A 17978-nucleotide genomic window follows, 5' to 3' on the forward strand; every position below is an offset into this window, starting at 1 on the left:
GTGAGGACGCCCTCGGGCGTCAGCGCTGGGCTAGCCGGCGCGGCCCGTCGGTGTCCGGAGCGCGCGCTCCCATCGCCACCGGCTCGGGGCGCAGGAGCGCGCCGGGGCGGATGCGCTGCAAGCCGTTGACGACGATGCGCTCGCCACCGGAGAGGCCCGAGGTCACCACGCGCAGGCCCTCGACCGCCCGGCCGAGGGTGACGGTGCGGAACGCGGCCCGGTCGTCCGCGCCCACCACGAGCACGAACTTCTTGTCCTGATCGGTGCCGACGGCCCGTTCGTCGACGAGGAGCAGCCGCTCGGGCACGGACCGACCGAGCCGCATCCGCGCGAACTGGCCGGGGATGAGGTGGCCGTCACCGTTGGCGAAGCTGGCGCGCACCCGGACCGTGCCGCTGCGGGCATCGACCTTGTTATCGATGAACTGCAGGTGCCCGCGGGCGGGCGCCCCCTCCGCCGTCACCATCTCGACTGGGATGCGGTCGAGCTTTCCGCGACCGCCCGCAGGGCCGGCGATCGAGGCCAGCGCCTTCAGGACGACGCTCTCGTCCGCGTCGAAGCTGGCGTAGACCGGATCGACCGAGACGAGGGTTGTGAGCACCGCAGCGCCTGCCCCCGTGGCCACGAGGTTGCCCGGCGTGACCTCGCGGCGCCCGACGCGCCCGCCCACCGCCGCCCGGACCTCGGTGTAGCCGAGGTTCAGCCGCGCCGCTTCGAGTGCCGCTTTCGCCGCGTCGAGGCTCGCCCGCGCCTCCTTGAAGGCGTTGGCGCGCACGTCGAGGTCGCGCGCCGTCACGATCTGCTGGTCGGAGAGCCTGCGCCCGCGTTCCAGATCGCTCGCGGTCAGCCCGACGCGCGCCTCGGCGCCGGCCACCTGGGCTTCCAGGCGTTGGACCTCCGCCGCGTAGGGCGCCGGGTCAATGGTCACGAGGAGGTCTCCGGCCTTGACCAGCTCGCCCTCGATGAAGTGCGTGGCCTGGATCGCCCCGCCGACCCGGGCCCGCACGTCGACGCGCTCGACAGCTTCGAGACGGCCCGAGAACGCGTCCCAGAGCATCACGTCGCGCGGCTCGACGATGGCGACCGGGGCCGGCGTAGCCGGCTCGGCTTGCGGTGTCGCTGCGACTGCCGCATGACCCTCGAAGAGCGGCGCCGAGGCGAATTGATAAGCGGCACCCGCCAGCAGGGCGAGAGCGACACCGATTCCGGCGCTGCGCCGGACGATGAATTGGCCTAGGGAAGCGTCGCGATGAGGGTCCACGGCCGGCTCCGACATCTGTAGGGTTCACTACACATGTCGATGTGGACGCGACGCGTCAAGAGACTTATCTACCACTCGATACAAAAGTTGGAGCCGGCAGACAATGGCGATGGGGCGGCCCCGGTCGTTCGACACGGACAAGGCCCTCGACGAGGCGATGGAGGTGTTCTGGCGCCACGGCTATGACGGCGCGAGCCTCGCGATGCTGACCAAGGCGATGGGCATCAAGCCCCCCAGTCTCTACGCGGCCTTCGGCAGCAAGGAGGGTCTGCTCAAGGCGGCGCTCGACCGCTACGCTGAGCGCCGTTCCGAGCACATGCGCTACGTGCTGGCGGGGGCGAGCGCGCGGGAGGTGGCCGAGCGGTACCTCGGCAGCATCGCCGAGAGCCACACCGATCCAGCCAACCCACCCGGCTGCCTGCTGGTGCAGGGTGGGCTCGCCTGCGGCGCGGGTTCCGAGAACATCCCGTTCGAACTAGCCTCGCGGCGTGCGCTGACCGAGACGGAACTGCGCGAGCGCTTCGTCCAGGCCAAGCGCGACGGCGACCTCGGCGATGACGCCGACCCCGCAGCTTTGGCGCGGTTTCTCTCGACGGTCGCCTCCGGCATGGGCGTCCTCGCGTCCTCGGGCGCCGACCGGGACGCTCTCCGGGAGGTGGCGCATGTCTCGCTCAGCGCCTTCCCGGGCCAAGAGGCGAATCGGATCCCGCTCCCTTGAGGACGCGGCGAGTACGGCATCGGGAGGAGATCGACGCGTCACAGCCCAACCTTCGGCCGTCGCTCTACCCTCGCGTTGCGGAACGAGATCACGATGTTCGAACTCGGCCGCTCGGATGTCGGCGTGATCGGTGCGGGTACACTGGTCACGGCAGCGCTCGGCGGCGTCCTGTCGGATCGAGCGTGTCCAGTCTCCCTCGGAACAACCTTTTGACGATCTCTTTTTGGGGCGCAGCTGAGCTGGCAGGTCCGAGTGAAGGCTGGTGCCGACGAGCGGCTTGACGGTTCCCTGCGCCGAAATCGATCTGGCGGACCTTGCGTGCGGCTCCATGCCGCGAACGCCGATCGGCTCGTTACATCATCAGTCGGTGCCGGCTGTACGACAGTTCGCATTTTCCGAAGCGGAATATTAAAAAATCCTACTTCTCACCGCCGGCCCGCTCCAGCAGATTCAACGCTCCAACCAAGCTCACCGACCCCGTGCGCGACACGTTGAACGCCGCTGATGAGGCATCGGTCAGCAGTTTCGAGGTCGAGGCGTCTGCAAGTTTTCGGGAGCTGAAATGGCAGTCGAAGTCACCGACACCCTAGTCGTGGGGGCAGGCCAGTCGGGTATTGCGATGAGCGAGCATCTCAGCGCTCTGAAGATCCCGCATATCGTCCTGGAGCGCAGACGGATTGCGGAGAACTGGAGTTCCATGCGCTGGGACTCGCTCGTGGCCAACGGACCGGCTTGGCATGACCGCTTTCCGAACCTGAAGTTCGAGGACGTGCATCCGGACGCGTTTCCGAACAAAGATCGGGTCGCAAAATACTTCAACGATTACGCCGCGATGATCAAGGCTCCCATCCGAACGGGCGTGGACGTCAAGCACGTCAAGCACAGCCAGGGTCGTCCGGGCTATACCGTGACGACGTCTGACGGCATCTTCGAAGCCCGACGTGTCGTTGCGGCGACCGGGCCGTTCCAGGTCCCGTCGTTCCCAAGCATCGTCCCCGCCGATGCCGCGGTCGATCAGTTGCATTCCTCGACCTATAAGAATCCCGGCCAACTGGCCGATGGAGCTGTGCTGGTCGTCGGATGCGGCGCCTCGGGCTCGCAGATCGCCGAAGAGCTCTGCAAGGCCGGACGGAAGGTCTACCTGTCCGTCGGCGAGCACTATCGCCCGCCGCGCGCTTATCGGCAGCGAGACTATTGCTGGTGGCTGGGAGCGCTCGGCCTATGGGATGAAGTCAAGTCGAAGCGGAAGAAGAGGCACGTCGCCTTCGCGGTGAGCGGGTACGAGGGTGGGCGGACCGTCGACTTCCGGCGCCTGGCCCATATGGGCGTGACGCTCGTGGGCGTGACGCGCTCCTACGAGAACGGCACGCTCCACTTCGAGAACGACCTCGTGAGGAACATCGCCGAGGGCGACGAGGCCTATTTCGAAGTCCTCCGGGACGCCGACGCCTATATCGAGCGCAAGGGCCTGGATCTGCCGCCCGAACCCGAAGCGTGGCAGCGCTTCGACGACCCGGACTGCCTCAAGGAGCCGATTCTCAGCCTCGACGTGAAGAACTCCGGCATCGGCACCATCCTCTGGGCGACGGGCTTCAAATACGACTTCAGCTGGTTGGACGTTGATGCGTTCGATGAGCAGGGCATGCCCCTGCACAAGCGCGGCGTCTCGGCGGAGAACGGCATCTACTTTCTCGGGCTTCCCGACCTGACGAACCGCGCCTCGGCCTTCATCTACGGTTGCTGGCAGGATGCGAAGCACATTGCCGACCACATCGTGATCCAGCGCAACTACGACGCTTATACGCGGGCGTAGGAGCCTCCTGCGGAGCGCCCGGCTCCGGGTCGCTCACCCTCCCGGACGCCGGTGCGGTCGCTGCGTGGGCGGCCGCACCGGGCACGGGTCGCGGTCAGTATCCCCGCCTCAGGTCCACGCGGTGCTCCGGAGCGCGACCCGTCCGAACCCGCTGGATGTTCTCGGCGATCTGCCGGGCGGCGGAGGCTGGAATCGCCACCGAGGCCAGATGGGGTGTGACGAGGACGTTCTCCATCCCCCACAAGGCGTGCCCCTCCGCGAGCGGCTCGGTCTCGAACACGTCCAGGGTGGCGCCGCCGAGGTGGCCGGACGCCAAGGCCGCCACGAGGGCCGCCTCGTCGATGACCGCCCCGCGCGACACGTTGATGAGCGCGGCTCCCCGCGGCAGCGCGGCGATCTCGTCCGCTCCGATCAGGCGCCGGGTCTGGGGCGTCAGCGGCAGCATCACCACCAGGATCTCGCTCCGCGCGAGAAACGGCCTCAGCGCATCCGGACCCGCGTGGCAGTCGATCCCGGGAAGCGCCTTCGGCGTGCGCGACCAGCCGGCGACGGAGAAGCCCTGGCGCGCGAGTTCGAGCGCTGCCGCGCCGCCGAGTTCGCCCAGGCCGAGCACGCCGACCCGGATCTCCCGCGCCTCGCGGGGATGGACGTAGTGCCAGCGGCCGGAACGCTGGGCCGCCTCGAAGGCCGGGATGTCGCGCGCGTAGCGCAAGACCGCGAACAGCACGTAGTGCGTCATCATCCGCGCCATCTCGGGGTCGGACAGGCGCGCCACCGGCACGTCCGGCAGGTCGTCACGGCCGACGAGCGCGTCGGCACCCGCGCCCAGGATGGTGACGAGCCGCAGCCCCGGGTGACGGGCGAAGAAGCCGGCGGGCGGTTTCCAGACCAGCGCGTACCGGACGTCGTCCCCGGGGCCGATCTCCTCCGGCGTCCTGACGCGCACGTCCGGCAATAGCGCCTCCAGCGCCGTTCGCCAGGGCCCGACCGGATCGACGGCGCTCGCGAAGACGAGGGTCTCGGTCACGCGCGGGCCTCCCGCACCCGGGTCGCGAGGGCGGTGATGGCGAGCTCGTAGCCGAGCCCGCCGAGACCGGCGACGACGCCGGTCGCCGCCCGCGACACGTAGGAGTGGTGCCGGAAGGGTTCCCGCTTCCAGATGTTGCTCATGTGCACCTCGACGATGGGGCCGGAGAAAGCCTGCAGCGCGTCGAGGATCGCCACGGAGGTGTAGGTGAGGCCGGCGGCGTTGATCGCGAGACCCGCGGCCGTTCCCCGGGCTTCCTGAATCCAGTCGACGAGGACACCCTCGTGGTTCGACTGCCGGAAGTCGAGGGCGGCGCCGACGGTCTCGGCGTGCCGCTCGCACCGCGCCTTCAGGGCAGGGAAGCCTTCCGTCCCGTAGGTCCCGTGCGGATCGAGCCCGTACAGGTTGGCGTTCGGGCCGTTCAGGAAGAGGATCGGGATCGGAGCGGTCATGGGGTGGTCCTCGAGGGATCTCTCTGTCCGTGGGCGGGGCACGTCCCGCAGCCCGCGATCCTGCTCGGCAGAAGCGCGGGGTTCAGCGCGGCACACGCCGCTCGATGGCGGGCGCGACCATGCCGGGGATGTAGGCGTCGGAGATGAAGGCGCGGCAATGCGTCTCGAAGGCCTCCACGAGGCGCGAGCGGTTGAGCTGCTTCAGGCGCGCGAGGCCGATGCGCATCGGGCGGTGCGTGCCCGCGAGCCGCACCCGCCTCAGCCGCTTCCCATCGAGCGCGAGGTCGGAGCGCGGGCGCACGTTGAACAGGGTGTAGCCGTGGCCGTTGGCCACCATCGTGCGCACCACCTCCTGGTGGGCGGAGCGCGCGGCGATCTTCGGCTGCAGGCCCTCGGCCATGAAGAGGGCGAGGAAGTATTCGCGGCTCAGCGGCAGGTCGAGCAGGATCATGGGCTCGTCGACGATGTCGGCCATCGCGACCGCGGCGTGCTCCGCGAGCGGGTGCCCCTCCGCCACCAGGACGTGCGGCGGCAGGTCGACGAGCGGGGTGAAGTGGATGTCGTCCGGCACGTGCAGATCGTAGGTCAGCGCGACCTCGGTCTCCGAGCGGCGCAGGCCCGTGATCAGCTGTTCCTGGTCGCCTTCCACGTAGCGGATCTGCGTGGCGGGGAAGGCGGTGGTGAAGGCGTGGGCGAGTTCGGGCACGAGCATCGGCGCGAGCGTCACCATGCAGCCGAGCGAGAGGGGGCCCCGCACCTGTCCGCCCGCCTCCGACGCCAGGGTGTAGAGTCCCTCGGCCTGCTCCACGAGGGCCTTGGCCTCGCGCAGCACCTCGCGGCCGATCGGCGTCAGCGTGAGCCCCTGCGCGTGGTGGCGGACGAAGAGCTGCACGGAGAGTTCCCGCTCCAGGTGCGCGATGGCCGTCGAGATCGAGGGCTGCGAGATGTGGATGCGCTCGGAGGCGAGCGTGATGCTGCCGGTCTGTCCGGCGGCGATGAAGTATTCGAGCTGGCGCAGGGTGAACCGCATTCGCTGCCTTCAGCGAGCGGCCAGGCCGACCGGAAAGCCGCCTCGCGTCCCGTCCTCGATCATAGGTCGCCCGGGACTCCGTAGCTCGGCGCAGCGACGGGGTCGAGGGCGCGGGTGACGTAGGCGTCGAGCTGCGGCCGGTAGAGGTCCCACAGCGCGGCGAGGCCCGCGATCGGGCAATCCTCCGTCCAGTCGACGCGCAGGTCCGCGACCGGCCACGCGACCTCGCGCACCAGCATCAGCCCGGCCGAGTGCACCGGGCCGGCCTCCCCGCCAGCCGTGAGCGCCGCCCGCATCGCGACGAGCAGGCGGTCGCCGAGATGGCCGGACGCGCCGAGGAAGGCCTCGACCATCGCCTCGGGCACGCGCGCGTCAGCGAGGAGGTTGCCCCCGCAGGCGACGTCCGCGGCACGTGCTTCCCCCCAGGTCCCGAGCGCCTTGGGCCCCGAATGGATCGCCGAGCCGCCGGCCGCGTCCACGACCAGGACTTGGCGATAGGCCATCGGTCCGCCGGTCCGTCGCAGCACGGCGACCGCCTCCGCGGCGTCGGCGCCGAGCGCCATCAGGTCGAGGGCGCGGCGGCCGAGCGCCGGATCCGTCACGTTCTGGCTCGCGACCGCGCCGATTCCCGCGCGCGCATGGGCGCACCGCGCCGCGACGGCGGGCGAGGAGGACGAGACCGCGACGCCGAACATGCCGGTCGACGCGCAGCGCGCCACGATCGAGAAGGTCATGCCGCCTCCGGGATTACCGCGATGGCGTCGATCTCGACGAGCCATTCGGGTCGGGCGAGCGCGGAGACCACGATCCCGGTCGAGACGGGGTGGACGCCCTTCAACCAGCGGCCGACCGTGCGGTAGACCGGCTCGCGGTAGCGCGGATCGACGAGGTAGATCGTGATCTTGCAGATGTGCTCGAGCCGCGAGCCGGCCTCCTCCAGCAGCATCGCGATGTTGGCCATCGCCTTCTCGGCCTGACCGGCGGCGTCGCCGATCGCGACGCTCTCGGAAGTGTCGAGGTCCTGACCGATCTGTCCGCGCACGAAGACCATCTGCCCCCGCGCCACCACGGTCTGGCAGAGATCGTTGTCGAGCTGCTGCTCGGGATAGGTGTCGCGGGTGTTGAAGGGGCGGATCCTCTTGTGGACGGTCATCGGGCGTTCCTACCTCGGGCGAGAGCGAATCCGGGCTGTCGATGGCCGTGCGGGCTCGGCACGCGTCCCGTTGCGCGATGCATCGGGCATGCCCGCCGGCGCCCGCTTCCAGGCCCGCTTCCAGGCTTGAGCGCGGCGAGGATATCGATCCGTCCGCGCCCAACAACAAGCACTTGCCGGGGATGTGGTTCGGAAAATCCGAAGCCGCCGAAGACCTCGGGTCAGCCCCAGGCCGGCGTCCGCGTGTTGTCTGCAACAGAGGCCGACCGTAACGATCCGCTTCATTCGGAAGCACGCGGGATCCGCCGATGATCATGACTGTTACGACGTCCGGGGCGCTCGTCGAGACGTTGGACAAGCTCGTCGGCTTCGAGACCGTCAGCGCGCGCAGCAACCTGGCGCTCATCGACCATGTCGAGGACCTTGCCCGCGCGCACGGGGCGGAGATCGACCGGATTCCTGCGCCCGCGGATGACAAGGCGGCGCTCTGGATCACGATCGGTCCGCGGGACGTACCGGGCTACGTGCTCTCGGGCCACAGCGACGTCGTGCCGGTCGACGGGCAATCTTGGTCGAGCGACCCCTTCCGCCTGACCGAACGCGGCGGGCGCCTCTTCGGACGCGGCACCTCGGACATGAAGGGTTTCGTCGCGGTCTGCCTCGCGTTGCTGCCCGAGATGGCGGCGGCAGGGCTCGCCCGCCCGATCCACATCGCCCTCTCGTACGACGAGGAGGTCGGCTGCCTCGGCGTGCGCCCGCTGATTGCGCGGATGCGCGCGCGAGGCCTTCGCCCCCTCGGCTGTTTCGTGGGCGAGCCGACCGAGATGGGCGTGGTCGTCGGCCACAAGGGCAAGAGCGCGGCGCGGCTCACCTTCCGCGGTCGGGCCTGCCACTCGGCGACGGCGCCGCAGGGGGTCAACGCCGTCGAGTTCGCGGCGCGCTTCATCGACCATGTCCGTCTGAGCGCCGAGCGCCTCGCCCGCGACGGCGCCCGCGACCCGCTCTACGACGTCCCCCACACCACCGGGCTCTGCAGCGTCGTCCGGGGCGGAACGGCGCTCAACATCGTGCCCGATACCTGCACGGTCGAGTTCGAGTACCGCGCCATCGCGGCGGACGACGCCGGGGCGCTGGCCGGGGCCGCGATCGCCTACGCGACCGAGGTGCTGGGCGCCGAGATGGCGGCGCGCGACCCCGCCTGCGGCGTCGCGGTCGAGCCCCTCGTCGGCTATCCGGGGCTCGAGCTCGATCCGCAGGCCGACCTCGCGCGGCTGGCCAAGCGGCTGTCCGGCCGCGACGGGCACGCCAAGGTGTCCTACGGGACGGAGGCGGGACTGTTCCAGACGCTGGGCGACGTCCCGGCCGTGGTAATCGGCCCGGGCGCGATGGGGCGCGCCCACAGGGCCGACGAGTACGTCACGCGGGACGAACTGGAGAGCTGCGCCGGCTTCGTCCGGCAGTTGATCGCCGCCTCGCGCTGAGAGCGCCTGCGGGCACCCGAGGGGCGGAAGATCGCCCCAGGCGCGGCGCTCAATCCTGCGGCGTCGTCCGCTGCATCGAGGGACGCCGGCCGAACGCCGCGTACCAAGCGGCTGCGGCGGGCCGGCCGGTACGCCAGCCGAGGTCGGGGAAGCGGAAATCGAGGTAGCCGAGGGCGCAGCCCGTGGCGACCGCGCCGATGTCGAGCCCCGCGCCGGAATCGTTCTCAGGATCGTTCCGAGATCCCGCGAGCGTCGCCTCGATCCGATCGAGAGCGTCCGTGATCTTCGCGATCTGGCCCGCCTCCCAGGCATCCCAGCGCGCCGCGGCCGGCCGCATCACGCGCTCGTAGCGGAGCAGCAGGGCGGCATCGAGCAGGCCGTCGGCGAGCGCCTGGCGGGCGAGCGCGTCCCAGCGGGCCGCGCCCTCCGGGAACAGGCGCCGGCCGGCGGAGCGGGCGTCGAGGTACTCGCAGATCACCCGGCTGTCGAACAGGGCCGTGCCGTCGGCCAGCACGAGGGTCGGAACCTTGCCGAGTGGGTTGTGGCCTACCGTCTCCGGGTTGCGCTCGGTCGGCGTCGCGGTGACTGGCACGATCTCGATCGCCTCCGCCTGCCCGGTCTCGTGGGCGAGGACCAGGACCTTGCGGACGTACGGGGAGGTCCGCGCGTAGAGAAGCTTCATCGGGCACTTGTTCCTGTCGGGCGCATCCGAGGCGAGCGCGTCACGGCTCGGGCGGGAAGGCGACGAGGCCGCCCTGCGGCACGAGGAGGCCGACGGGGGTTCCGGGGGCGTAGGTGGCGAGCGCGCCGTGTCCCGGCATCCGCACCACCACGCGACCGCTGCCGGCGAGATCGGGGTGGAGGTCGGCGTGAAGGTCGATGTGCGAGCCTTGGTAGACGAGGGCCGCCACCTGCGCCGGCAGGGTCCCGGCCTCGCCCATGGGCCGCACACCGAGGTGATCCGGGCGCACGAACACGTCCACCGCGGCGCCCGCCGCGCAGTCGCGCAGGGCTTCCGCCTCGACCTCTCGGCGCAGGTCGCCGATCGCGACCGTGGCGCGCTCGCCCGCGCGAGATTCGAGGCGGCCCGGCAAACGGTTCACGTCACCGATGAACCCCGCCACGAAGCGATCCTGCGGGTGACGATAGACCTGATCCGGCGTGCCGACTTGCCGGACACGGCCCGCCGACATCACGACGATGCGGTCCGACATGCTCAGCGCCTCGCCCTGGTCGTGCGTGACGAAGACCGTGGTCACGCCGAGCCGGCGCTGGATCTCCTTCAACTCGACCTGCATCGCCCCGCGCAGGTTCTTGTCCAGCGCCGAGAACGGCTCGTCGAGCAGCAGAACCTTCGGGCGGATGACGAGGGCACGGGCGAGCGCCACGCGCTGCTGCTGGCCGCCGGAGAGCTGGCGGGGCGAGCGGTCGGCGAAGCCTGTGAGCTTCACGAGGGCGAGGGCCTGGGCCACCCGCTCGGCGATCTCCCGCTTCGGCAGCCCACGCATGCGCAGGCCGTAGCCCACGTTCTTCGCGACGCTCATGTGCGGGAACAGGGCGTAGTTCTGGAAGACGATGCCGATCTCGCGCTCGTAGGGCGGGGTGGCGGTGACGAGGTCGTCCCCGATGAAGATCTCGCCCGCATCCGCCTCCAGGAAGCCCGCCATCAGGTTGAGCAGGGTGGTCTTGCCGCAGCCCGAGGGTCCGAGCAGCGTCAGAAACTCGCCCTGCTCGACCCGCAGCCAGGTCTCCTCCAGCGCGGTCACCGTGCCGAAGCGCTTCACCACCCCGTCGAGGCGGACCGCCGGGGTCGGCCGGTCGGTCACGGCGGCACCGGGCAGGCTCGCGGGCGGGGAGAGATCAACGGCCTTGCTCAACATTCAGCACCTTGCCGAGCCCGAGGAACGTGTTGGCGACGGTCAGCGCGAGCGCCGTCACCGCGATGTAGATGACCGAGACGGCCGCCAGCGTCGGGTCCGCGAACTCGCGGACGTAGCCGTACATGGCGACCGGCAGGGTCTGGGTCGCTTGGCCCGTCACGAAGAGCGAGGCGGTGAACTCGTTGAAGGAGAGGATCGCGGCGAACAACCAGCCGCTGACGAGGCCCGGCGCGAGGAGCGGCAGGGTGATGGTGCCGAGCACGCGGCCCGGCCGGGCGCCGAGGCTGGCGGCGGCGAGTTCCAGCCGCTCGTCGATGTTCTGCAGCGAGATGTAGACCGAGCGGATCACGAACGGCAGCACCACGATGACGTGGGTGAGCACCACCACGGCGAAGCCCCGCGCCGCGCCGATCCCAGTGGCCAGGACCAGGAGGCCCAGGCCGATGGTGAAGTGCGGCACGATCAGCGGCGAGAGGAGCACGCCCTCGAGGCCTGCCTTGAAGCGGAAGGCGTAGCGCTTCAGCGCGATCGCGAAGCCGGTGCCGACGACGAGCGCGATCGTCGAGGCCCAGGCGGTGACCACAAGGCTATTCCACAGACCCGTCTGGAAATCCCGATAGGTCAGGGCCCGGGTGAACCAGCGGGTCGAGTACTTGGCCGGCGGGAAGCTCAGGATCGCCCGGTCGTTGAAGGCGGCCAGCGTCACCACGAGGGCCGGCAGCACGATGAAGGCGAGGATCAGCCCGACGAGGACCTTGCCGGAGATCCCGAGGAGGCGGGTGGAGAGGCCGCGGCGCATCAGTGGCCTCCCAGCGCTTCGAGCGGGCGGGCGGCACGGCGCACGAGCCACATCGTGCCGAGCGCCAGGACGAGGCCGGCGAGGCTCAAGGAGGCCGCGACCGGGAAATTGAACGAGGACAGGCCGAGCTGGTAGACCAGCGTCGAGACCACCCCGACCTTGCCGCCGCCGATCACCTGGGGCGTGGCGAAGGCGCTGAAGGTCCAGGCGAAGGCGGTGGTGAAGCCCGCCACCACGCCGGGCAGCGAGAGCGGCAGCGTCACGGTGAGGAAGGCGCGCACCGGCCCGGCGCCGAGGCTCTGGGCGGCGCGCTCGTAGTCGCGGTCGATATGGGCGAGTGCCGCCGCCAGCATGATGACCATCACGGGCAGCGTCACGTGCACGAGGGCGATGATCACGCCGAGCTCGGTGAACATGAGCTGGATCGGCCGCTCGATCAGCCCGAGCTGGCGCAGGGTGGCGTTCACGAAGCCGGAATTGCCTAGCACCACCGTCCAGGCATAGGTGCGCACCACCTCGCCGAGGAAGAGCGGCGTGACCGCGGTGACCAGGATGACGGACTTCAGGAAGAGCGAGCGGGTCCGCACCAGCGCGTAGGCCACGGGATAGCCGACGATGAGAGTGATCAGCGCCGTCTCGAAGCAGATCAGCACCGTGTCGCGCAGGGCGCGCAGCACGATCGGGCGGCCGAGATCGGAGAAGTTCTCCAGCGTGAGCCCGCCGACGTCGAGGGAGCCCGGCACGTAGGCGTGCAGGCTGTAGCGCAGGATCGCCGCCATGGCGGCCACGATCGCGACGGCGACGAGCACCGCCGGCGTCACGAACAGGGGCAGGAAGGGCCGGCGGCGGATCGCGGGTGTCATGGTGCTTCCGGTCGATCGGGGCGGACGGTGCGGGCCCTAGCGCGCCATGATGTTCTCGGCGAACCACTTGCGCCAGAGCGCCGTCTTCTCGGCCCTGAGCTTCGGGTCGATGTTGATGGCCTGAGTCTTCCACTGCTCGGCCGTGGTGAACACGCCCGGCAGCTTCGCGATCTCGGGATCGACCTTGGCGTTGGTGACGGTGGGGCTTCCCTTCTTGAGCTCTGCGATCTTGGCCTGCACCTCGGGGTCGAGGGCGATGTTGATGAACTTGTAGGCCAGCTCGGCCTTCTTCGAGCCCTTGTTGATCGCCACCGTGTCGATGCCCAGCACCCCGCCCTCTTTCGGGATCACCACGGTGATCGGCACGTCCTGGCCCTTCATGTAGTAGGCGTTCATGGTCAGCACGACTTGCACGGGGGTCTCGCCGGTGGCGATGAGTTGCTGGCTGTTAGCATCGTTGGTGTAGAAGGCCCGGAAATTCGGCTTCAGCGCCTCCAGCTTGGCCTGTCCCTTCTCCCAGGTGGCCGGGTCTCCGCCCGCCAGCAACGCCGAGACTGCGATGATGTGGCTCGGATCGAAATCGGGCGCGGCGAGGCTGTTCTTGAGCTTCGGATCCCAGAGATCCGCCCAGGAACCGAAGGTCATGCCCTTGGGTGCGAGGTCCGCACGGTAGCCGATCGTGTAGACGTAGCCCCAGGTGCCGAGATGCGCGGGGCTGACCTTCGCCTGCTCAACGAGGTTCTTCGCGTTCGGGATCTTGGCAAGGTCGAGCGTCTCGAAGAGGCCGTCGTTGACGTAGAGCCAGCCGACATGAGCGGTGGTGAAGGTCACGTCGCTCTCGGGCGCATCCTTGGCGAGCTTGGCCTTGTTCAACCGATCGATGGTGCCGCCGGTGATGTACTCGACCTCGGCGCCGGTCTCGGCCTTGAACTTCGAGGCGATGGCCTCGTCGATCAGGTCGCGGAAACTGCCGCCCCATGTGCTGACGACGAGCTTCTCGGCCGCCTGCCCCGGGATGATCGATGCGACCAGGACGGAGGCGGCGAAGAGCGGGGTCAAAAGGCGGATCACGTTGGTGGCTCCTCTCAGTCTTGATCTCAAGATCTTTGCAAATTCAGTGCCAAATTTGCGCAGGGATCGTTGGGGATATCCCCGCTTATACTAGCGCAAGATTCTGATGCGCTTCGGCATCGACATGCTCAAGCTCGCAGATTGTTGGGTGGATAGAGATTCTCTGCCCAAAACGCGCGGGTGAATCCGGATCGATACTTCCCGAATCATCGAGTGTCCGCGGGTGATCGCGGCCCACGCACGCGCGGACGGTCCTTGTCCTGACCTCCGGTGCCCGTCCTGCGCAGTCATCGGGCGAAGAACGGATCATCCAGACGATTGAGCCCTGTTTCGATCGGAAAAGCTAAATGGCCGCGCTGGTGCATAAAGTACGATTTCCGGAAGCCTTTGGATCGGAAATTCTGAGGCACCGGCTCCTCGGGAGCCAGACTTGCCTGAACCGGTGTCACGAGGCGGCGGACCGCCAAGCCGGCACCCGGAGTCGGACGTCCGGTCCAATCTCCCGCACAGGGGGCGTCCGGAGGATCGAGCGGTCGACGGCTCGTATGTCACGATGGCCGCACAGCGCCATCGTGGTGTCGAGCTCCTGGCGGATGATCGCCAGGGCCTTGGCGACGCCCGCCTGCCCGTAGGCCCCGAGGCCGTAGAGGAAGGCGCGGCCGATGAAGACGCCCTTCGCTCCCAGGGCGACGGCCTTCAAGACGTCCTGGCCCGATCGGATGCCTCCGTCCATCAGCACCTCGATGCGAGACCCCACCGCGTCCGCGATCTCGGGGAGCGCTGCGATCGACGAGGGCGCGCCATCGAGCTGGCGCCCGCCGTGGTTCGAGACGATCAGCGCCTCGGCACCGGTCGCGGCGGCCACCTCGGCATCCTCCGCATCCAGGATTCCCTTCAGGATCAGAGGACCCTGCCAGCGATCCCGTATCCGCCGCACGTCGTCCCAGCCGAGGCGCGGGTCGAACTGGTCCGCCGCCCAAGCCGAGATGGAGCTGGTATCCCGCACGCCCTCGACATGCCCGACGATGTTGCGGAACGTCCGCCGCTGCGTGCGGAGCATGGACCAGCACCAGCGCGGCTTGGTCAGGAGGTTCAGCGTCGTGCCGAGGGTCAGCTTGGGTGGCGCGGAGAGGCCGTTGCGGATGTCCTTGTGGCGCTGCCCGAGGATCTGGAGGTCCAGCGTGAGGACCAGGGCGGAGCAACCCGCTGCCTTCGCGCGGTCGATGAGCCGGTCGTTGAAGGTGCGGTCTCGCATGAAGTACAGCTGGAACCAGAAGGGCTTGGTTACGTGCTCCGCCACATCCTCGATGCTGCAGATGCTCATGGTGGAGAGCGTGAACGGCACGCCCGCTTCCTCCGCCGCGCGCGCTGCCAGGATCTCGCCGTCCGCGTGCTGCATGCCCGTCAGTCCCGTCGGCGCCAGGGCGACGGGCATCGCGACGGACTGACCCGCCATCGTCGTGGCGAGCGAGCGGTCGGACATGTCGACGGCCACGCGCTGGCGGAGCTTGATCGCGGCGAAATCGGCCTCGTTGGCCCGGTAGGTGGATTCGGTCCATGAACCGGAATCGCAGTAATCGTAGAACATCCGTGGCACGCGTCGCCCGGCAACCCGCCGCAGATCCTCGATCGTCGTGATGATGGGCGCCATGCGTTGCCTGACCTCCGGTGGGTGCCGGGAGGTTACTCGGGCTGGATGGAACAGGACCAGCCGCTCCCCGCGACCCGATCAGCCTGCCGCAGGTCGGCCGCCAAGGCCATGCCCGTCCGACCGCCATCGATCGGATGGGTCGACTGGTCCCTGGATCGCCCGAGGAAGACCGCCACCCAGGATAGCGGGTTTCCCAGGTCCTGACTCCCGGGCCGAGGCCGCCCTTGCGGGTTCTCAGGGCTGACCTGACCGGTTGGCCCTGGGCCGGTCGATCGGGGAGCGGCCCGGGCCGGAGGAGCCGAGGATAAAGCTCGGTCGGATTGCCTCCGCCACGCTCGTGCTCTCGTCCGACGGGCAGTGGCAAACGGTCTTGCTCCCGCCCCCCGGCAGGGGTGGGATCAGATCTGATTACGGTGCGGGAGCGCGCGCTCCCACGCAAAGGCCTGCGCCACGATCGCCCGAAGGTCGTCGTGCTTCGGCTGCCAGCCGAGTTCGTCACGGATACGGTCAGCCTCGGCGATGACGCGCGCGGGATCCCCGACTCGCCGGGGCGCGAAAACGATGGGAAAATCCCGGCCCGAGATCTGCCGTACCGTATCGAGCACCTCGAGAACCGAGAAGCCCCGGCCGTAACCGCAATTGAGGGTCAGATTCCCGCCGCCCCGGCGCAGATGGCGCAGGGCCATCATATGGGCGTCGGCGAGGTCGGATACCTGGATGTAGTCGCGCAGACAGGTGCCGTCCGGCGTGGGATAATCCGTGCCGAACACTTCGAGGTGCCGGCGCTGTCCCAACGCGGTCTGGGTGGCGGCCTTGATCAGATGGGTGGCATTGTGGGTGGACTGGCCCGAGCGCCCCCGCGGATCCGCGCCCGCGACGTTGAAATAGCGCAGAACGACATAGCGCAGGTTGTGCGCCCGGGCGGCGTCGGCCAGCATCCACTCGGTCATCAGTTTGGAGCGGCCGTAGGGATTGATCGGGTCCGGCGGCAGGTCTTCCGGCACGGGCACGCGTGCGGGCTCGCCGTAGACGGCGGCAGTCGACGAGAAGATGATGTGCTCGATTCCCGCCCCCACGGCCGCCTCGATCAGCGCACGCGACTTCACGGTGTTGGACAGATAGTATCCGAGCGGATCCGCGACGGAGTCGGGCACCACGATCTTGGCCGCGAAATGGGCCAGGGATCGCGCGCCGTGCTCGCGAACGATCCGCTGCACCAGTGCCTTATCAGCGATGTCGCCCCGCACGAACGGGACTTCGGGGGGCAGCGCCCAATGGAAGCCGGTCGACAGATCGTCGAGGACCACCACCTCCTCTCCCGCATCGAGGAGGGCGAGCACCATGTGGCTGCCGATATAGCCGGCACCGCCCGTCACCAAGACCGTCATTGATCGTGCTCCCCTTCGTCGTGGCGCCATCAGACCGGAATTGGTCTGTAACTCTTGGCCCAAATCGCGGCCTGCGTGCGGTTGTTCATGTTGAGCTTCCGCAGGATGTGTTTGACGTGAACTTTGACGGTCGACTCGGCGATGTCGAACTTGCGCGCGATGTGCTTGTTCGATACGCCCTCGGCGAGCACGGAGAGAATTTCCTGCTCTCGCAAGGAGAAGGGGCAGACGAACGTGTCCGATCCAGAGGGAGCTGGGAGCTTGACGGGCAGACGAGAGCGGGCCGACGCCACCGGGAACACGATATCGCTCGGTTCTCGGTTGGGGCGGAAGAAGGCGGCATCGCGCACGACCGCCCCCATCATCACGGCATCGAGCGTCACGAGCAGCTTTTGTTGTGAGACGCTGCGGTCGAGCACGGCTGCAGCGCCGGCGAGTGTCTGCGGGGGTAAGGCATCCCTGTCGTGAGGCTGTGCAAGAACGACGAGCTTGCACTGATGAGATAAAGAAGCACAGAGATCCGCGTGCGAGGTGCGATTCTGTCGATCGAAACATAAGAGAGCGACCTCACAATCTCTATCACCTTCGCTTTCGTCGGGTCTTAAGATCTCATGTCCGGCCGACATCAAGACGGACATGATGCCTCTTTCGACGAAAGAGTCGTTGGATATAATTCGACATTTGATCTTCTGCCGGCGATGCATCGTCATTGTCCCATGAGTGATGGCAGTGCCATGGATCGAATGCCTGGATCGCACAGAAAGTCCTCCGGCCAGATCAGGACTTCCTGTTCGACTGGTCGAATCGAGCACACAAATAACTGTTCATCTGCCTCTTTATTGCGCAGGTTTGTGAGAAAACGAGCTGAAAAAAGGTGGTACTCCGCGGGGAGGTTGGCGCAGTTCTCACCTGATGCTGGAACACGACCATCGCGGCCTGCGCGGCAGCGAGAGGGTCTCATCACGTGCGATGCGCATGCCACGCGATCGGCACGATCTCAGGTTCGCGCGGGGGGATCGGCCGAGCGCTCGTCGGGCGACGCGGATCCGTTTGCCGAAGCCAGGGCGGCGATCCTGCCGCGCATCCGGGCATTTGTCATAGGTTCGGGCGATAGCGGCTACCGGACGCGCCGGAGGCCGGGGCGAAGGGTCCGATGAGGCGTTTGTACTCGGCCTCGGCGAGGCCGTAGCTCTCTCCTGCGGCGCGGATCAGGCGTGGGCGGTCGGTCACGGTGATCTGGCCGCGGCGGGTGGCGATCATCTCGGCCCGCTCGAGCTCGTGCAGCGCGACGGTGATGCCGGGGCGGTGGGTGCCCAGCACCTGGGCGAGCGCCTCGTGGGTCATCACGATCTCGCTGCCGTCGATGCGGTCGGTGGCCAGGAGCAGCCAGT

At 68.6% G+C, this 17978-nt stretch carries 18 protein-coding genes; 3 read left to right on the forward strand and 15 right to left on the reverse strand.

What is annotated here, in order from left to right:
- Positions 1–19: 19 nt before the first annotated feature.
- Positions 20–1276, reverse strand: coding sequence for an efflux RND transporter periplasmic adaptor subunit (locus MFF54_RS20975; RefSeq protein WP_238305846.1), 1257 nt, complete (start codon positions 1274–1276; stop codon positions 20–22).
- Between the two features lie 88 nt (positions 1277–1364).
- Here MFF54_RS20975 and MFF54_RS20980 point away from each other — a divergent pair, with 88 nt between their 5' ends.
- Both MFF54_RS20980 and MFF54_RS20985 read left to right on the forward strand, forming a co-directional pair.
- Entirely contained in the window at positions 1365–1979 is a 615-nt protein-coding gene (locus MFF54_RS20980; protein ID WP_238305848.1) for a TetR/AcrR family transcriptional regulator, read from the forward strand.
- 562 nt (positions 1980–2541) lie between these two features.
- A complete protein-coding gene (locus MFF54_RS20985) occupies positions 2542–3792 on the forward strand; it encodes a flavin-containing monooxygenase (RefSeq protein ID WP_238305850.1) in 1251 nt (416 codons plus the stop codon).
- Positions 3793–3886: 94 nt separating this feature from the next.
- Here MFF54_RS20985 and MFF54_RS20990 read toward each other — a convergent pair whose 3' ends face one another.
- The 5 genes from MFF54_RS20990 to MFF54_RS21010 form a co-directional block, all read right to left on the reverse strand.
- Positions 3887–4819 (reverse strand): 2-hydroxyacid dehydrogenase, encoded by a 933-nt coding sequence (locus MFF54_RS20990; RefSeq protein ID WP_238305852.1) that lies wholly within the window; start codon positions 4817–4819, stop codon positions 3887–3889.
- Positions 4816–5271 carry a type II 3-dehydroquinate dehydratase gene (locus MFF54_RS20995; RefSeq protein ID WP_238305854.1) on the reverse strand — a complete coding sequence of 152 codons (456 nt, stop codon included), beginning with the start codon at positions 5269–5271 and terminating at the stop codon, positions 4816–4818. Before MFF54_RS20995 ends, MFF54_RS20990 begins: the two co-directional genes overlap by 4 nt.
- Before the next feature lie 82 nt (positions 5272–5353).
- Positions 5354–6301: a LysR family transcriptional regulator gene (locus MFF54_RS21000; protein WP_238305856.1), complete on the reverse strand. Its 948-nt coding sequence runs from the start codon at positions 6299–6301 to the stop codon at positions 5354–5356.
- 59 nt (positions 6302–6360) lie between these two features.
- Positions 6361–7035: a DUF1028 domain-containing protein gene (locus MFF54_RS21005; protein WP_238305858.1), complete on the reverse strand. Its 675-nt coding sequence runs from the start codon at positions 7033–7035 to the stop codon at positions 6361–6363.
- Positions 7032–7454: a RidA family protein gene (locus tag MFF54_RS21010; RefSeq protein WP_238305860.1), complete on the reverse strand. Its 423-nt coding sequence runs from the start codon at positions 7452–7454 to the stop codon at positions 7032–7034. Before MFF54_RS21010 ends, MFF54_RS21005 begins: the two co-directional genes overlap by 4 nt.
- 308 nt (positions 7455–7762) lie before the next feature.
- Here MFF54_RS21010 and argE point away from each other — a divergent pair, with 308 nt between their 5' ends.
- The gene (gene argE, locus MFF54_RS21015; RefSeq protein ID WP_238305862.1) at positions 7763–8935 is read left to right on the forward strand and encodes an acetylornithine deacetylase; all 1173 of its coding nucleotides are present in this window, start codon (positions 7763–7765) and stop codon (positions 8933–8935) included.
- A gap of 49 nt (positions 8936–8984) precedes the next feature.
- Here the strand turns inward: argE and MFF54_RS21020 are convergent, their stop codons facing one another.
- The 9 genes from MFF54_RS21020 to MFF54_RS21060 form a co-directional block, all read right to left on the reverse strand.
- On the reverse strand, positions 8985–9617 hold the full coding sequence (locus MFF54_RS21020) for a glutathione S-transferase (RefSeq protein ID WP_238305870.1): 633 nt from the start codon (positions 9615–9617) through the stop codon (positions 8985–8987).
- A gap of 40 nt (positions 9618–9657) precedes the next feature.
- Positions 9658–10815 (reverse strand): ABC transporter ATP-binding protein, encoded by a 1158-nt coding sequence (locus MFF54_RS21025; protein WP_238305879.1) that lies wholly within the window; start codon positions 10813–10815, stop codon positions 9658–9660.
- Entirely contained in the window at positions 10796–11614 is an 819-nt protein-coding gene (locus tag MFF54_RS21030) for an ABC transporter permease (protein WP_238305881.1), read from the reverse strand. The genes MFF54_RS21025 and MFF54_RS21030 overlap by 20 nt, the downstream gene beginning before the upstream one ends.
- Positions 11614–12477: an ABC transporter permease gene (locus MFF54_RS21035; protein WP_238305883.1), complete on the reverse strand. Its 864-nt coding sequence runs from the start codon at positions 12475–12477 to the stop codon at positions 11614–11616. The genes MFF54_RS21030 and MFF54_RS21035 overlap by 1 nt, the downstream gene beginning before the upstream one ends.
- A 36-nt stretch (positions 12478–12513) precedes the next feature.
- A complete protein-coding gene (locus tag MFF54_RS21040; RefSeq protein WP_238305885.1) occupies positions 12514–13548 on the reverse strand; it encodes an ABC transporter substrate-binding protein in 1035 nt (344 codons plus the stop codon).
- A gap of 445 nt (positions 13549–13993) precedes the next feature.
- On the reverse strand, positions 13994–15199 hold the full coding sequence (locus tag MFF54_RS21045) for an alpha-hydroxy acid oxidase (RefSeq protein WP_238305887.1): 1206 nt from the start codon (positions 15197–15199) through the stop codon (positions 13994–13996).
- Positions 15200–15597: 398 nt separating this feature from the next.
- Complete coding sequence (gene galE / locus MFF54_RS21050; protein ID WP_238305889.1) at positions 15598–16587, reverse strand: UDP-glucose 4-epimerase GalE; 990 nt, start codon at positions 16585–16587, stop codon at positions 15598–15600.
- Positions 16588–16616: 29 nt separating this feature from the next.
- Positions 16617–17225 carry a response regulator transcription factor gene (locus MFF54_RS21055; RefSeq protein WP_238305891.1) on the reverse strand — a complete coding sequence of 203 codons (609 nt, stop codon included), beginning with the start codon at positions 17223–17225 and terminating at the stop codon, positions 16617–16619.
- A 457-nt stretch (positions 17226–17682) separates the two neighbouring features.
- A partial coding sequence (locus tag MFF54_RS21060; protein ID WP_238305893.1) for a helix-turn-helix domain-containing protein occupies positions 17683–17978 on the reverse strand: 296 nt, incomplete at its 5' end.

This window comes from Methylobacterium gregans, assembly GCF_022179245.1.
Classification (GTDB): Bacteria; Pseudomonadota; Alphaproteobacteria; order Rhizobiales; family Beijerinckiaceae; genus Methylobacterium; species Methylobacterium gregans.

What these genes read in the sequence shown, in the direction of transcription:
- MFF54_RS20975 (WP_238305846.1), bottom strand. Translation starts at nt 1,276, where the DNA reads ATGTCGGAGCCGGCCGTGGACCCTCATCGCGACGCTTCCCTAGGCCAA.
- MFF54_RS21045 (WP_238305887.1), bottom strand. Translation starts at nt 15,199, where the DNA reads ATGGCGCCCATCATCACGACGATCGAGGATCTGCGGCGGGTTGCCGGG.
- MFF54_RS20995 (WP_238305854.1), bottom strand. Translation starts at nt 5,271, where the DNA reads ATGACCGCTCCGATCCCGATCCTCTTCCTGAACGGCCCGAACGCCAAC.
- MFF54_RS21010 (WP_238305860.1), bottom strand. Translation starts at nt 7,454, where the DNA reads ATGACCGTCCACAAGAGGATCCGCCCCTTCAACACCCGCGACACCTAT.
- MFF54_RS21030 (WP_238305881.1), bottom strand. Translation starts at nt 11,614, where the DNA reads ATGCGCCGCGGCCTCTCCACCCGCCTCCTCGGGATCTCCGGCAAGGTC.
- MFF54_RS20980 (WP_238305848.1), top strand. Translation starts at nt 1,365, where the DNA reads ATGGCGATGGGGCGGCCCCGGTCGTTCGACACGGACAAGGCCCTCGAC.
- MFF54_RS21000 (WP_238305856.1), bottom strand. Translation starts at nt 6,301, where the DNA reads ATGCGGTTCACCCTGCGCCAGCTCGAATACTTCATCGCCGCCGGACAG.
- MFF54_RS21005 (WP_238305858.1), bottom strand. Translation starts at nt 7,035, where the DNA reads ATGACCTTCTCGATCGTGGCGCGCTGCGCGTCGACCGGCATGTTCGGC.
- MFF54_RS20985 (WP_238305850.1), top strand. Translation starts at nt 2,542, where the DNA reads ATGGCAGTCGAAGTCACCGACACCCTAGTCGTGGGGGCAGGCCAGTCG.
- argE (WP_238305862.1), top strand. Translation starts at nt 7,763, where the DNA reads ATGATCATGACTGTTACGACGTCCGGGGCGCTCGTCGAGACGTTGGAC.
- MFF54_RS21055 (WP_238305891.1), bottom strand. Translation starts at nt 17,225, where the DNA reads ATGTCCGTCTTGATGTCGGCCGGACATGAGATCTTAAGACCCGACGAA.
- MFF54_RS21020 (WP_238305870.1), bottom strand. Translation starts at nt 9,617, where the DNA reads ATGAAGCTTCTCTACGCGCGGACCTCCCCGTACGTCCGCAAGGTCCTG.
- MFF54_RS21025 (WP_238305879.1), bottom strand. Translation starts at nt 10,815, where the DNA reads ATGTTGAGCAAGGCCGTTGATCTCTCCCCGCCCGCGAGCCTGCCCGGT.
- galE (WP_238305889.1), bottom strand. Translation starts at nt 16,587, where the DNA reads ATGACGGTCTTGGTGACGGGCGGTGCCGGCTATATCGGCAGCCACATG.
- MFF54_RS21035 (WP_238305883.1), bottom strand. Translation starts at nt 12,477, where the DNA reads ATGACACCCGCGATCCGCCGCCGGCCCTTCCTGCCCCTGTTCGTGACG.